The sequence below is a fragment of the Desulfitobacterium chlororespirans DSM 11544 genome (assembly GCF_900143285.1).
In the GTDB taxonomy this organism is placed as follows: Bacteria; Bacillota; Desulfitobacteriia; order Desulfitobacteriales; family Desulfitobacteriaceae; genus Desulfitobacterium; species Desulfitobacterium chlororespirans.
The window spans coordinates 1-13,710 of the sequence record NZ_FRDN01000015.1 but is presented as its reverse complement, the minus strand read 5'-3'; the positions used below and the strand labels follow the sequence as shown (position 1 = coordinate 13,710).

The 13,710-nt window shown below is 45.1% G+C and carries 15 protein-coding genes and 2 pseudogenes; 12 read left to right on the top strand and 5 right to left on the bottom strand.

The window, feature by feature from the left end; genetic code table 11:
• Nucleotides 1-135 precede the first annotated feature (135 nt).
• Nucleotides 136-2,254, top strand: a pseudogene (locus BUA14_RS21435) (thioredoxin domain-containing protein).
• A 72-nt stretch (nucleotides 2,255-2,326) separates the two neighbouring features.
• On the opposite strand, the gene BUA14_RS21430 reads toward BUA14_RS21435, so the two are convergent.
• Both BUA14_RS21430 and BUA14_RS21420 read right to left on the bottom strand, forming a co-directional pair.
• The gene (locus tag BUA14_RS21430) at nucleotides 2,327-3,397 is read right to left on the bottom strand and encodes an HD-GYP domain-containing protein (RefSeq protein WP_072774471.1); all 1,071 of its coding nucleotides are present in this window, start codon (nucleotides 3,395-3,397) and stop codon (nucleotides 2,327-2,329) included.
• A 1,312-nt stretch (nucleotides 3,398-4,709) separates the two neighbouring features.
• Nucleotides 4,710-4,904 (bottom strand): helix-turn-helix domain-containing protein, encoded by a 195-nt coding sequence (locus BUA14_RS21420; protein WP_072774469.1) that lies wholly within the window; start codon nucleotides 4,902-4,904, stop codon nucleotides 4,710-4,712.
• A gap of 190 nt (nucleotides 4,905-5,094) precedes the next feature.
• Here BUA14_RS21420 and BUA14_RS21415 point away from each other — a divergent pair, with 190 nt between their 5' ends.
• The 11 genes from BUA14_RS21415 (at nucleotide 5,095) to BUA14_RS28090 (ending at nucleotide 11,658) form a co-directional block, all read left to right on the top strand.
• Entirely contained in the window at nucleotides 5,095-5,307 is a 213-nt protein-coding gene (locus tag BUA14_RS21415; RefSeq protein ID WP_072774468.1) for a helix-turn-helix transcriptional regulator, read from the top strand.
• A 34-nt stretch (nucleotides 5,308-5,341) separates the two neighbouring features.
• A complete protein-coding gene (locus BUA14_RS21410) occupies nucleotides 5,342-5,530 on the top strand; it encodes a helix-turn-helix transcriptional regulator (protein ID WP_084078801.1) in 189 nt (62 codons plus the stop codon).
• Between the two features lie 308 nt (nucleotides 5,531-5,838).
• On the top strand, nucleotides 5,839-6,978 hold the full coding sequence (locus BUA14_RS21400; protein ID WP_072774466.1) for an FtsK/SpoIIIE domain-containing protein: 1,140 nt from the start codon (nucleotides 5,839-5,841) through the stop codon (nucleotides 6,976-6,978).
• Complete coding sequence (locus BUA14_RS21395; protein WP_072774465.1) at nucleotides 6,947-7,603, top strand: replication-relaxation family protein; 657 nt, start codon at nucleotides 6,947-6,949, stop codon at nucleotides 7,601-7,603. The genes BUA14_RS21400 and BUA14_RS21395 overlap by 32 nt, the downstream gene beginning before the upstream one ends.
• Entirely contained in the window at nucleotides 7,591-7,905 is a 315-nt protein-coding gene (locus tag BUA14_RS21390; RefSeq protein WP_072774464.1) for a DUF7678 domain-containing protein, read from the top strand. The genes BUA14_RS21395 and BUA14_RS21390 overlap by 13 nt, the downstream gene beginning before the upstream one ends.
• A gap of 283 nt (nucleotides 7,906-8,188) precedes the next feature.
• On the top strand, nucleotides 8,189-8,776 hold the full coding sequence (locus tag BUA14_RS21385) for a hypothetical protein (RefSeq protein ID WP_072774463.1): 588 nt from the start codon (nucleotides 8,189-8,191) through the stop codon (nucleotides 8,774-8,776).
• Nucleotides 8,777-8,968: 192 nt separating this feature from the next.
• Nucleotides 8,969-9,820: a hypothetical protein gene (locus BUA14_RS21380; RefSeq protein WP_072774462.1), complete on the top strand. Its 852-nt coding sequence runs from the start codon at nucleotides 8,969-8,971 to the stop codon at nucleotides 9,818-9,820.
• 178 nt (nucleotides 9,821-9,998) lie between these two features.
• Nucleotides 9,999-10,316 (top strand): hypothetical protein, encoded by a 318-nt coding sequence (locus BUA14_RS21370; protein WP_072774460.1) that lies wholly within the window; start codon nucleotides 9,999-10,001, stop codon nucleotides 10,314-10,316.
• Between the two features lie 47 nt (nucleotides 10,317-10,363).
• Nucleotides 10,364-10,690: a hypothetical protein gene (locus BUA14_RS21365; protein ID WP_072774459.1), complete on the top strand. Its 327-nt coding sequence runs from the start codon at nucleotides 10,364-10,366 to the stop codon at nucleotides 10,688-10,690.
• Nucleotides 10,691-10,838: 148 nt separating this feature from the next.
• On the top strand, nucleotides 10,839-11,234 hold the full coding sequence (locus BUA14_RS28315; protein WP_207649562.1) for a helix-turn-helix domain-containing protein: 396 nt from the start codon (nucleotides 10,839-10,841) through the stop codon (nucleotides 11,232-11,234).
• 274 nt (nucleotides 11,235-11,508) lie between these two features.
• Nucleotides 11,509-11,658: a hypothetical protein gene (locus BUA14_RS28090; RefSeq protein ID WP_178371765.1), complete on the top strand. Its 150-nt coding sequence runs from the start codon at nucleotides 11,509-11,511 to the stop codon at nucleotides 11,656-11,658.
• A 156-nt stretch (nucleotides 11,659-11,814) separates the two neighbouring features.
• Here the strand turns inward: BUA14_RS28090 and BUA14_RS21355 are convergent, their stop codons facing one another.
• The 3 genes and pseudogenes from BUA14_RS21355 to BUA14_RS21345 form a co-directional block, all read right to left on the bottom strand.
• Nucleotides 11,815-12,945, bottom strand: a complete 1,131-nt coding sequence (locus tag BUA14_RS21355; protein WP_084078781.1) for a ParA family protein — start codon at nucleotides 12,943-12,945, stop codon at nucleotides 11,815-11,817.
• 211 nt (nucleotides 12,946-13,156) lie between these two features.
• Entirely contained in the window at nucleotides 13,157-13,486 is a 330-nt protein-coding gene (locus BUA14_RS21350) for a hypothetical protein (RefSeq protein ID WP_072774458.1), read from the bottom strand.
• A gap of 13 nt (nucleotides 13,487-13,499) precedes the next feature.
• A pseudogene (locus BUA14_RS21345) lies at nucleotides 13,500-13,710 on the bottom strand (N-acetylmuramoyl-L-alanine amidase); the annotation flags it as partial.

The window sequence follows — 13,710 nt, the reverse complement described above, 5'->3', positions numbered from 1 at the left end:
GTCCAAGAATTCAGCCCTTAAAGGGATACTCAAATTACAACATATTTACTGGCTTGTTAGGGTATAACATATTATAGTTATAATTATAATAAAGACTTGATAAATACTTCCAAAAAATAAAGGAGGTGATGCCCGATGGCAAACATTAAAAGCATACCCAATAGATTGATAAATGAAAAGTCTCCTTATCTTCTTCAACACGCTTACAATCCAGTTGATTGGTATTCCTGGAGTGAAGAAGCTTTTGCCAAAGCAAAAGCCGAAGATAAGCCGATCTTCTTATCTATTGGGTACTCGTAGCTGGGTACTGTAAGCGACTTGTCATTGGTGTCATGTCATGGAACGGGAATCCTTTGAAGACCAGGAAGTTGCCCAGCTCATTAACCGTTACTTCGTGCCTATTAAAGTGGATCGGGAAGAACGTCCTGATGTCGACCATATCTATATGGAATTCTGCCAGGCTCTCACCGGCTCAGGGGGATGGCCTTTGACCCTGTTTCTGACTCCCGATGAGCGGAAGCCTTTCTATGCCGGGACCTATTTCCCCAAAGAAAGCCGCTACGGAAGACCGGGAATTCTCGGCCTTTTGTCCCAGCTGGGAGAGCTTTGGGCAAAAGATCAGCCCAAGATTCGCGGCTCGGCTGAAGCCATCTATAAGGCCGTTACTTCCCGTGAAGAACCCTTGGCGAGTTCACTGACTCCTGCCCAGCAGGACGATTTTATTCCTTGGGCTAAAGAGATTCTGGACACAGCCTTTCAAACCTTGCAAAAATCCTTTGATCGTCAATACGGAGGGTTTGGACGAGCGCCCAAATTTCCCACTCCCCATCATTTAACCTTTCTTCTTCGTTACGCCCATGACCATGGTGATGATCCGGAGGCCCAGCAGGCTGCTCTTATGGTCCGAACCACCCTGGAACGCATGGGGCAGGGCGGTATCTTTGATCATGTGGGCTTTGGCTTTGCCCGTTACAGCACGGACCGTCATTGGCTTGTTCCTCATTTCGAAAAAATGCTCTATGACAATGGCTTATTAGCCATCGCCTATCTTGAAAACTATCAAGCTCAGCATGACCCTCATGATGAGCAAAAGGCCCGGGAGATCTTCGCTTATGTCCTCCGGGATATGACCGCTGCGGAAGGAGGCTTTTATTCTGCAGAGGATGCGGACTCCGAAGGAGTGGAAGGAAAATTCTATGTCTGGACTCCCCGGGAAATTCACGGGATTCTTGGTAATGAAGAAGGCCGGCTCTACTGCCAAGCCTACGGAATCACCCTGGGAGGCAATTTCGAAGGAAAAAACATCCCCAATCTTCTGGATACGGATTGGAAAGCTCTGGACTCAGAAGGGCAGCACTCTCTCGAAGTCCTCAAAGGACGCCTTGAGGAATCCCGGAAAAAGCTTTTTGCTGTCCGCAAGGAACGGATTCCTCCCCACAAGGATGACAAGATCCTCACCTCCTGGAATGGATTAATGATCGCTGCCTTAGCCAAAGGCGCTCAAATCCTTGGCGAGCCCGCCTATGGCGAAGCAGCAGAGCAAGCCGTTTGTTTTATCCGGAAAAACCTCTATGCCGACCAACGCCTGTTAGCCCGCTACCGTAATGGGGATTCCGCCCATTTAGGCTACCTGGATGATTATGCCTTTTTAATCTGGGGCCTTATTGAACTCTATCAGGCTTCCGGAAAAAAGGAGTACCTGGAATTCGCTCTCAAGCTGCAAAGAGAACAGGATGAACTTTTCTGGGATGGGGCAAAGTCCGGGTACTTCTTAACAGGCCGGGATGCTGAGGAACTGCTGATCCGCCCTAAAGAAATCTATGATGGAGCAACTCCCTCCGGCAATTCTATCTCTGCCCTGAACCTGATTCGGCTTGCCCGGTTTACCGGAGATGGAGATCTGGAAGAGAGAGCCTATGAACAGATAAATGCCTTTAAAGCCACTCTTTCTACTTATCCTTCAGGGTATAGCGCTTTTCTACAAGCCATCCAGTTTGCTCTCCAGGAAAGCAGGGAGATTATCCTGGCCGGCTCTCTGCAGCATCCTGAGCTAGGGAACATGAAGACCATGATTTTTAAAGAGTTCCGTCCCTATACCACTCTTCTCTATGAGGAGGGTACCCTTTCTGAACTGATTCCTTGGTTAAAAGACTATCCCCTGGACTCTGAGAAGGTGACCGCTTACCTATGTCAGAATTACGCTTGCCATAAACCCGTTCATAACGCTGAAAAGCTGTCTGCCTTACTGACCTAACCCACGCAAAAAGAAGCAAAGCCGGGCATCAATCCGGTTTTGCTTCTTTGCTTTATCCTTAATTTTTAATTTTCATTTGTTCTCTATGCCGACGATCATCAAGGAAGGATGTTCCGCCAGGTTATAATCAATGGGAGCAATGAGGCGAATCTCTCCTTCATGGGTCATTCGGACATAAGGCCGGGTCGGAAAAGTGGAATTTTGCTTTACCACATTACCGCGAAGTCCGTTGGTGAGACGGACTCCTGTACCTGTAGGATAGGGCGTAATGCATTTGGAAAAGGTGTTCTGCACTACTTTAGGTTCAAAAAGGGTATCCGAATTGGCGATAACATATTCATAGGCCTCATACGGCTGCAGAGCATTCCGATAGACCCTTTTGCTGGTTAAAGCCTCATAAACATCGGCAACAGCAGCCAACCGGCCATATTCGTGAATCTGGTTCCCTTTTAATCCCCTCGGATAACCGCTGCCATCCCAACGCTCTTGGTGCTGAAGAGCGATGTGAGCAGACAGTAAGTTAATATCATGGTTTTTCCGGAGGATTTCAAATCCATATTCAGCATGTTTTTTGATCTCTGCGAATTCTTCAGAAGTAAGGGGTCCCCTCTTATTAAGTATCTCCGACGGGACCTTTATCTTGCCGACATCATGCATGAGCACACCCATACCAAGCTCCAGCAGTTTTCCATTATGCCAGCCCATAGATATCCCCATAATTAAAGCGATAATGGTGGTATTCACCGAATGATGAAAAGTATAATCATCATATCCCTGAATCTCCATAACGTTTCCCAGCATGTCCTTACTGTAAAGAAGATCAGCGATGATGTTTTGCACTGCCCTTTTAACCTCACCCAGATTAACGGTGTGAGGTTGTAATTCATTGAGATTTTTGCTCAGATTTTCCAAAGATGCGTAAGCTGTTTCACGTGTTTTTAAGGATACTGCAGAGTAGATCTCCACATCCTGAAAGGTATCATCCTCAATAAACATGGTATCAAACCCTAAACGGGATAATTTATCTATATAATTACGAGTGAGCATTACTCCTGCCTGCAATAGGACCTTTCCGTTAGGACTAACCAGAGGCCGAGCCAGCACTTCTCCTTCGCCCACATATGCAATATTTACTAAACGCATACAACACTCCTGTTCTTAATTTACAAATATGTACTTTTTATCTCATTTAAACAAAACGTATATACAATTTCGCCAAAATTATTCTTTATCCTCTTCTGTTTTTTCTGCTCCAAAATATTTTCCCTTTGGTCCTATAAGGCCTTAAACGGGCCTATTTCCCTTAAATTTATTATACTTGCGCTTCTGAGAAAAATGAACAACCAATTATTAAGATTAATAAAAATTTTATATTTATAATAATTAAAATTAAATCCTTTACCGAAATAAATCCTCTAAATTTCCCAAAATTCAAGATCTTTACGGTTAGCACCGCCGAACTTATCTATATTTGAGTAAAAGCAAAGAACAAACACCGAATGGTATCTGTTCTTTGCTTTTCACTGTATTTTATTGCAGCAAAACTCATTTCGCATGGTTTTCTATTGTTTTATTTCGGCTAATGTTTTCTGAAAAATGAAAACTGGACGAATAAGCCTGCTTCGCCGCTTCTTCATGATAGGTTCCGTAAGATGGGCTTCCACATAATCCACGGCTCTCTGTATACCTGTGATCCAATCCATCGTTTCGCTCCTTTCCGTATGAGCCATATGGTAGAGGAAATTTCGCTATGCTTCATGACATTCCGTGCGGTTCGATGTAAACCCCTGGAAAAAAAGCAGGGAAAAACCCTGCTTTAAAAAAACAAACCCGCATCCAATGCGGGTTTTAATGACATATGGTGCGGACGAGAGGACTTGAACCTCCATGAGCGTACACTCACTAGTACCTGAAACTAGCGCTGACTGTTTTTTGGACAAAAACAAGCCTATACTATCCGTTTTATTATGATTATTGCTTATATTTCTGTTGTTTATCAACCTATAGGCTGTATATTGGCTGTAAGTTTCCGATTTAAAAACCCCTCGGTCGCATCGGATTGACTGAGGGGTTTTTCAGCATTTTAAGGTTTTTGAGCCTTTTCTCTACTATATATTTAGACTATTCATGTTGTACATCGTATTATCCGTGCGATTAAGTCCCCATTACTATCGACTTCAAAAATGCGATCGGTATTTAATTTTGAAGCTTCAGCTAATAACGCTAAATAATACGCGAATTGAGGGTTCTTATTATGGCGATCATTCACAATTATTTCTCCTGAAATATGGATTCCGACAGTATTCATTGGGAGAGTTTGAAGGGAAAGCTTATGCAGCGGGAACTTATACGGGATTTCACCATGTTGTAATAACGGGGACTGGGTCATGCTTTAACTCATCTCCAATCTTCTTAAGCAAGTTTATTATTTTAAGGGTTGTTCCCTCAAAATGCCCTATTCTTTCTTAAGATCATCCATACCTATTTTTAGCTTTTCGGCGATAATGGCAGCAGTCTTAGCTCCTGGAACCGCCTCACCTCTTTCGATTCTGCTTATATATCCCTTGCTGAGCCCTGTCTCCTGCGCTAAGTCCGCCTGCCTCATTTTTCTTAGTTTCCTATATCTCGCCACGTTCCGTCCAAAGCCCATGCTGTCATGTCCTATCTATATGTTATATCTTTTACAGCGTCGAAATAAGGTGATTTTCGCCGTACTCCGGTAACCATTCTGCGACAAAAACCGACCGATCATATATTTTATGTATGTACGTACATTGAATAGTTTGATAGATCTGTGTCATCTTTAAATGTGGTAAATTTTCCTACTTAAGGTGATGCAAATGAATCAAGTTAGAAAAGCTAGAAAAGCATTGGGAATAACCCAAGAAGAATTATCTTTTCGTTCAGGGGTCCCTCAACCTGAGATAAGCAGAATTGAAAGAGGAATTAAAAAGAAAATCGAGTTGGAGACTGGATTGAGCCTCTCACGTGCCCTTGGTGTACCGGCCGAAGAACTTTTTCCTGATTACGGTCTGAATAAGAGGATTTTATAGAGTCGATATGGAATATATTTCCTTGGTGATGCATATGAATAGAGTTCGGGAGGCCCGTGAAGAAAAAGGGCTGACTCAAAAAGAGCTTTCGAAACTTGCAAATGTCAGGCAAGCACAAATAAGCCTGATTGAAAATGGTTTAAAGCCAAATATCTCAGTCCCGGTTGCTCAACGTTTAGCAAAAGCTTTAGACAAAACAATGGACTATCTATTCCCCTACTAAGGGGAATTTTTTTATTACAAAATATTCGCGTTTAAGAATATTATCCACGAACACGAATATGAATTACAACAAGTAAATTGTTCCACATTTGAGGCACACGAAAGGGGCTGATAAATTGGCAAAAGAACAATGGCTAAAGGCCAGACTACGCGAGCGAGACTGGGACATCATGGCCGAGTTGGATCGCCGGCAGTTGTCCTATGGCGAGATGGCCGACATTATCCGTGACGGAGTAAGACGGGTACTGTTCGACCGGGATGATCCCCGGCGAGTCGACCGGCTTGTACAGGAGTTAAGGAGGGAGGTCCGTGGCTCACTCAATCATCCAAGTTGATATTTTAGGCTTAATTGCAAAAGCAATCTACTGGGGCCTCAAGCAAATCCACCGAAACGACCAATCTTACAAGGTCAATGAGGTTATAAAAGCATTACGGCTGCAGAACAAGGATGAGCTAAGACCGCTCCTCAAGGCCAAAAAGAAAACCGAATCCGGATGGGACTTAGTCTATATCCTCCCTCCCGGGGTCGCGAGAAAAGACTTCGAAAAAGAGCGCGTCTACTTCGAGACATTTTCTAATTCCATCGTGGAATTTGAGTGCAAAGGCCGCCGGCTCACGATGCACATCTATTCCACCGGGTATCCCAACATCATTAAATTCAACTTCGAACCCAGCGCATACAGCGACATGCTGGCCCCGCTCCCCATCGGTGTGACTCCTTCCGGGAAACTCATTGTCGAGGACATGTATAAGCTCCCCCACGCCATGTGCGGAGGCATGACAAACTACGGCAAAACATCCTGGCTAATCGGAGTTATGACCGCTCTTCTGCTCTCCGGGGTCAAAGTGTCTGTGATTGACCGCAAAGGCTTAGACTTCCCACGCTTTGCTCCCTGGGTCAATCTCGCGCTCACCGAGACGGAAACTGAGAATCTATTAGACGCTCATATCCAGGAAATGAGACGGCGAACCAAGATCCTCAAAGCCCATAGCTGTCAAAATTATCAGGAGTACCGCGAAAAACACAATGACCTCCCCTATCTCGTACTAATCGTTGATGAACTCACCCAAATCAAGTCCAAGGCAGCTCAGGAGGCCATTGACGACTTAGCCCATCTCGCAAGGGCCAGTGGCATCTCTCTTATTCTCGCTACCCAAAAGCCTTCAGGTAAGGTCTGGGACGGATTTACGGACACCCGCTCCATGCTGGCCGGCGCACTGTGCTTTTACGTCCGGGACGTGATGGATAGTCAGATTGTCCTCGGCATGGGCAACACCCGGGGCGCGGAGCTGCCAAAAATCCAGGGGCGGGCAATCTGGAACAACGACACTGACCAGATGGTCCAGACGATGTATCTGTCAGCGCGGGAAGCCCACTCGATACTGGACGCCAAGGTTCCCAAGGAGGTGTATGCGTTTGAATCACGTGATGAAAGGGTCAAAACGTGATGCGGAGATTTTAGAAAGCATCGAATTATGCGGAGCTATGGACACCCAGCAAATAGCCGCTCTCCATTTCCGGTTTAAGTCTGGTTTGCGAAAATGCCAGGAACGCCTCCAATCCCTCCATGAGCGTAAGCTCATCAAGCGGGCCCGACTATCAATGGACTCGCCCTATGTCTATTTTTACACGCGGCCGGCGCTGCCCCGTCACACGCTTGCCATCTCATGGATTTATGTGTGGCTGGCCAAGCAAAAAAGGATCCAGTCCTGGGAACTGGAGCAGCTTGAAGAATTCGGCATCCTGAGGTGTGATGCGCTTTGCTCCATCCGAAACGAGATGACCCAGGAGACGCTTTGGTGCTGTGTCGAATTTGAATCCAGTGCCAACAAGAGCAAATTCGACAAGGTCGAGAAGTATACCAAGCTTTACGAAAAGCACGGAATCAAGGGATCCCCGCTCATGCAGAGGCTTGACGGCGCAGATCGCTTCCCCAGGGTCATTCTCGTTGCGGATAACGCAAAACGGGGGCTAAAGATGCGAGAAGTTGTGCAGGCAGCACACTCACCGGTTAAGTTTGAGATTCACCTGCTGAGTGAAATTGTAAAGGAGGCATCAACATGCACCCAATAGCTTTAAAATTAATAGCCAGATTTTTGGTAGTCCCTACTTTTTGTGTGGTGGCGCTTATTACCCCTAAGGACTATAATACTGCGATTTACCCTCAGGGATATTACAAGGATTATATGTATTCCGCTGAGGTATTTGAGGATCCGGTACCGGCCGGTATAAAAGGTGGTAGAGTTCAGACGCTCAAGCTTTATAAAAACGGGAAGCTAATTGCAGACTTCCATTCCGGATGGCACATGTGGCCGCCCAAAGATGTGGCAGAAGACTTTTTGGCAATTGCCGAAATGTTGGACCAGTCACGATGATCCAGGCGGCGCAGCGCCCCCCTCGGGCACCCCCATCCGTCTCTTTCGGGTATTCCTTATTAAGCCGGATTATTTTATTCTTGTTTGCCTTGGTGTGTCTTGGCTTTAGCCTCTTTGATCATACGTATTAACGAATGAGTTTATGTCCGTTCGACGCATGACTCAACGAATAACCTAACGAATAGTGCAAAAAATGGAACCATTTGTCGAAAAGGAGGAATATTCGATTGCTTATTGAAAATCCCATTAAAATAATAAGCAACATAGAAAAGGAGCGTCTATTATGAAAAAGGTATTTTATCTTATTATGGCCACGGTGATTTCGATTACACTGATTGGATGCAGCTCAGGATCCAGTGCACCTCAGAAAGCCGAAACAACTCAGGCTGATGCCGAAGCCAAAGCTAAGAAAGAAGCAGAGGAGCAAGCAGCTAAAGAAAAGGCTGAAGCAGAAGCTAAGGCCGCCGAAGAAGCTAGAGCTAAGGCAGAGGCTGAGGCTAAAGCTGCAGAAGAGGCTAAAGCCCTGGAAACGCTTAAATCAGAAGCACAGACAATCCCTTATAAGGATTTAGCCAGAAACCCAGATGCACATATGGATAAAAGCGTCAAATACACCGGGGAAGTTATTCAGGTACAGGAAGAAGACGGTCTTGTGGGATTACGCGTTAATGTTACCAAAGGTGATTATGGTTTTTGGGATGATACCGTATTTGTTGCCTACTCGCAAGACATCCTCCCCAGCAGAGTACTTGAAAAAGACATCATCACATTTTACGGAACATCGAAGGGATTATTGACTTATGAAACTGTGATGGGTTCAAATATGACGATTCCCCAGATTCACGCTCAGATTGTGGAGATAAATGAGTAAAAGGTTTTTTACATCTTAGGAATCCATTTGCACGCAGTTAAATGACTGCGTGCTTTTTTGTGTTTCCGGCTCTTGCCAATTACAATTTTTGGTGCTATAATTTACGTATACATATAGTAAACATGTTTACACATGTACACATAGCATAAATACGGGGTTAAATGTTTACATATTTTAAAGGAGGCGTTTTTTATGTCAGATACACCCAAGGCAAATCAATCTCAACCCTATTCCGTCCGAACCACTAACGAGGTAATGGCCGACATCACGACACTGGTCGAAAAAACCGGGCTCAGCCAAAAAGACCTACTCTCAGCCATGGTTACTCAATTTAAGTCCAACTTATTGGCTGGCGGCGATTCCGAGCAGACTGAGGACATGCAGCAGCTCCGATATCACCTCACCCATGCAGAATCTATTTTTGTCAACATGACTCAAAAACTCCATGACCTCAAAGATGACTATTCCGGCCGCATCGAGCAGGAAAAACGCCTCCATCAAAATATCATTGACCAGGTTGACCGCAGCCGGCAGCAAGCAGAAGCCGAACGCGATAAGGCCAAGGAAGATCTTGCCGGGATCCAGGAGCAGATCAAAGAGCTGTCTGAGCGTAATGCTGAACTTGAGACGGTTAATAAATCAAATCTAAAAACAATTGAACTATTAACCAATCAAAACGATTCGCTTGAAGCCAGAATCGGAACTGTCGCTGAAATGGAAACAGAGGTTACGCAACTCCGCGCAGAACTTGCCGCCGAGCAGAAGAGATCCGAAAAACTACAGGCTGAAGCCGAAAAGAGTATTAGGGAGATGGAATCCAAGGAGCAGGCCATTACCTCTATGAAGACGTCTCACGCCGGCGAATTAGCATCCTCTCAAAAGATGGCCGAGCTCCAGATACATGCAGCCACCGTTGAGGCTAATAATCGTGTGCTGGAAGCCACGACAAGGATTAAAGATGAATATGCCGCTAAAATTGAAACCCTTCAAGAACGGATCCATACCCTAACCGCACGGGTGCACGAGCTGGAATTATTAAAATAAACCGCAAGCGCTTGCGGTTTTGGGCAAAATAAAAATGAGGCCCCAGGGATGATCCCCGGGGTTTTTCTTAAGCAAAAAACCTTTAATATTTCTTTGAAAACTATTGACTTCCCGAATTCGGGATGATATTATAATATTAAGAGATATCCCGAACACGGGAATAAAGGAGGAAGGCAAAATGACAAACACAATCGCTTTTGAAACCATCACCGACATCCTCAGTGAGGAACTCTATCAAACCCGATATATCATCGGCAAGGTCGATAACAAGCATTACATCTATATATGGTCCGTACGTCTTAGCGGCGAATTCGTAGAAATCAGCCAGGAAATGTTCACTTCCCCCACTCATGACCACGGCGCTATGATTGGAACTGTTGAAGAAATCCGCTGGGAAGTCGAAAATTGCGTAGGCTTCCACCGGGAGAGCGAAGACGAAGTCACTCGTGAAGCAGCCGAAGAGGTTGTTGAAGAGCTACTAGAATCATTGAAATAGGCCGCAGGCGGGAAAAGCCGTCGGGCCACAAGAATGGAGTAAATGAAATGAAAAGCATTATTGATGATTTTTTTGCTACTGATACCCACGCCATAGAGTGGGGTTACACCATCCATATAAGTAAATCACGGGAATTTTCCACTCAGGTTGTTATTGAGGATGCAGGAAGAAGAGCATTGCTAAATATTCCAGATGTTCCCTATAGAGACTTAGATGATTTTTTAGAAACTGTTGAACAGGTCTATGCCGAACCTGAAATTGCCTTCACCTTGCACACCGAATACAGAAATGAAGCTGGAGAAACCATGCCTGATTCCCCAGGCTTCGGAGGAATCATCTACGATCTTTCTTCCACTACCATAAAAAAGGAATAGCTCGTTACGCCAGTTTACTCCTTGGAAATCCAGAGATTGAAAAAATTGAGGACGACAAATACCTCTATGGGGGACAGGTTTATCATACCTACTGGTGGATAGATTGGACTCCGAATATTGGGACAGATTAGTAAGGAGGTAAAGCAACATGAAAAACACCGTTGAAGATTTTTTTACTACGGACACCTACTCCGCGGATCGCGGTTACATCATCCACCTTAGCCGCGCTCCTGAGTTTGCCGCTCAGGCTGTAGTTGAGGATGCGGACGGCAAGAGAACATTAGTGGACATTTCACACAGGGATTGGGATGATTTCGAGGAGCTGTTGGGGATCATCGTTGAGGAGTACGAGGTTCCCTCTCCACTGGATGACGTTTTTACCGCTGCTGAAGCTGCGGCCCTATGGGGGCTTGACGAGTCCACGGTGAAAAAAGCCTGTCTGCAGGGCCGGTTCCGGCACTACGAGGCCAAGAAATCCGGATGGCCGTGGTTGGTTACCCGGCAGGGTATGGAGAGGCTTTACGGGTCAAAGCACTCAGAATAAACTACTATTCTTTCTCAATTTTACAAAGGCGACGTCATTACGGATTGGAACGGAAACACATGGAAGTCTGGTTACCCCGCTTTCCCGAAAAGCGAATGCGTAGAACTGGAGCGCGGAACGTGCGAAGGTGGCACAGCACTTCCGCGTTTTGCGGCAGAGATGGAAAGAAAGTACAAAGCTGTCACAGAATGACGCCGGTCCGCCGACGGTAATGCACACCGGCCAGAGCCGGTCCCGGTCACAAGTCCGGGAGCATAATGGGAGGATGATTTATATGAACATCTTTGAGATTCATTATATCGGCAATTATGGCGGCATTGTAATAAAAACCGTTACGGCCAAGGATGAAGCGGACGCGTTGAAAAAAGCGAAGGGATACTGCGATAATCCGATACTGCGAATTGAGTATATTAACCCCGCCTGACGATGGCTGCCTGGGACGCAGCCGAAACGCTCTCCGGAGCGTCGCGGGATCCCGCTTTGAGCTGGTCATGCATGGCCGGCCTTTACATAGATTTATTTGGTCTTTGAAAAGAGAAAAAGCCCAGCACGCGACTGAGCTTTAGCGGCTTGGCTTTCTTTATTGATTGATTATATCAAAAGCATACTTTAATTCTTTTTTATATCTATTAACGCTACTATTTACTTCCAAGCTTCTTCCGTCAATTTTATGCTGTCGCCCTTCCACAAGCTTATCTATAGGAATAGCTCTTGAACCACTTATTCTCCCAGAACTATGAAAATCTGATAAGAGCGCAAAGTGATTTATCGGGGCATCAGAGGAAAAGACATCTTTAAACTTTACGGCAATATCGACTGCCCTTTCGATATACATTCTCGATGCTCTATCTATTTGATGATCAGCCTGCCTATTCCATCCGCAATGTGTCATCAATACCGCTTGAACAGTTGGTTTTTGTTCGATTCCAGCTCTTCTTCTCCAGACATTAAAATCACTATCTTCTTTTTGGAGCATTTCAAGTGTGAGTTCTAAGGAGTATATGGATTGTTCGTCAACTCGGACAGGTATTATTAACGCATCCGCTGCAGCCCAAGCAAGGTGTGTTCCTCCGGCGAAAAATGGACTTGTATCAATTAAGACCTTTTCTGTCTTTGTTTCGGCCATTTGTTTGGTGATAATTGTTTTAAGCATATCAAGCAATACTTTTACAGCCTCATTTTTTCCCGATGCAGATGTCATACCTAAATATTCATTCAACCGTGAGTAAAATTGGCTTGGAAACAAAAAGAGTCTACTACTTCCCGGAATAAAATAGCATGTTTTCCCATCTCTAAATTCTTCATTCCTATCCTGCACTCTTAATGCTAGGGGTTGATCATCATTGGTTGCCCACGCGGCCCCCATCATTAATTCCATCATTGCATCATAAATAGTCCTTCCTTGATAAATATCAGACTCATTAAGGAGTAATGACGAAAAGTTTTGCTGAGGGCAAACATCTAAAAACAAGGTCATGTATTTTTTTGCCATGGCGTAAGCGAGGTTAAAGGAAATGGTTGTCTTTCCTATACCCCCTCGAAAATTAGTTACAGCATAGATTTTGTGATGGTCATCACCTAGATGAGGAATCTCATCTATTTGTCCTGACAATATCTTATCATACCGATCGAACAACTCTTGCACAATCCCACTCTCCCTGTCACTTGTTTTTTTCTTTATTTTACCATTATTCGAATCTAGTGTCAACATACAGTTCACGCACCTTTAACAAGTTTTAGCTACAACATCAGGGAGAGGCTATAAGTAAGGTATCCGGCCAGGATTTCGAGTGCACGCCTTGCTTTGTTGCACATCATTTCAAACTACCCTTTTTAGATTGTTCACATGCTTGCTTAAAAATATTCTTATGAAAAAACAAAAAGCCCTCCCCCGCACCAAGCGAGAGAGGGCTTTGCTACGCTTATTCTTCGTCTAAAGACTTCTCTAAGCTCGACAAATAATTCTTGGCCTCATCGTAGAGTTTGTCTGCCAGCTCCTCAAACATCCCATAACTAAGGACCAGCCTCACATATTTGGGCAAAAGCTGATACCCCTTTTCCACCACGAAGCCAAACTTCTCTTCCCCGGTCTGCAGCGCGTACTCTTCTGCCTGCTTCTCCAACCTCAGCATCAGCGAGAGCACAATCTGGCCTGCTTTAGCCCTTCCCTGGCTGATCAGATAGATGATAAAGACCACCACGACAAGCAGCAGCCCCCAATAATCTTGAGCATACCCCAATAGGGTTTCCATGGTTGATCCCTCCTTACAATCCTAACTTCGCAGTCTCTATCCGGTCACTTCCGGCATAGTAGAAATTCCCGTTGCCATTTGTCCCTTGCACCCCAACCCAGTGCTTGCTCTTGGCTTGGATGGTGTCCGCAAAGGCTTTATGGATCATCGGGCATTTCAACTTAAAGCTAAGCAACAGCGCGGCTCCTACATCTCCATCGGCGTAAACAACAAGGTTATCTAAC

What these genes read in the sequence shown, in the direction of transcription:
- BUA14_RS21430 (WP_072774471.1), bottom strand. Translation starts at nt 3,397, where the DNA reads ATGCGTTTAGTAAATATTGCATATGTGGGCGAAGGAGAAGTGCTGGCT.
- BUA14_RS21420 (WP_072774469.1), bottom strand. Translation starts at nt 4,904, where the DNA reads ATGGGCTTTGGACGGAACGTGGCGAGATATAGGAAACTAAGAAAAATG.
- BUA14_RS21415 (WP_072774468.1), top strand. Translation starts at nt 5,095, where the DNA reads ATGAATCAAGTTAGAAAAGCTAGAAAAGCATTGGGAATAACCCAAGAA.
- BUA14_RS21410 (WP_084078801.1), top strand. Translation starts at nt 5,342, where the DNA reads ATGAATAGAGTTCGGGAGGCCCGTGAAGAAAAAGGGCTGACTCAAAAA.
- BUA14_RS21390 (WP_072774464.1), top strand. Translation starts at nt 7,591, where the DNA reads ATGCACCCAATAGCTTTAAAATTAATAGCCAGATTTTTGGTAGTCCCT.
- BUA14_RS21385 (WP_072774463.1), top strand. Translation starts at nt 8,189, where the DNA reads ATGAAAAAGGTATTTTATCTTATTATGGCCACGGTGATTTCGATTACA.
- BUA14_RS21380 (WP_072774462.1), top strand. Translation starts at nt 8,969, where the DNA reads ATGTCAGATACACCCAAGGCAAATCAATCTCAACCCTATTCCGTCCGA.
- BUA14_RS21370 (WP_072774460.1), top strand. Translation starts at nt 9,999, where the DNA reads ATGACAAACACAATCGCTTTTGAAACCATCACCGACATCCTCAGTGAG.
- BUA14_RS21365 (WP_072774459.1), top strand. Translation starts at nt 10,364, where the DNA reads ATGAAAAGCATTATTGATGATTTTTTTGCTACTGATACCCACGCCATA.
- BUA14_RS28315 (WP_207649562.1), top strand. Translation starts at nt 10,839, where the DNA reads ATGAAAAACACCGTTGAAGATTTTTTTACTACGGACACCTACTCCGCG.
- BUA14_RS28090 (WP_178371765.1), top strand. Translation starts at nt 11,509, where the DNA reads ATGAACATCTTTGAGATTCATTATATCGGCAATTATGGCGGCATTGTA.
- BUA14_RS21355 (WP_084078781.1), bottom strand. Translation starts at nt 12,945, where the DNA reads ATGTTGACACTAGATTCGAATAATGGTAAAATAAAGAAAAAAACAAGT.
- BUA14_RS21350 (WP_072774458.1), bottom strand. Translation starts at nt 13,486, where the DNA reads ATGGAAACCCTATTGGGGTATGCTCAAGATTATTGGGGGCTGCTGCTT.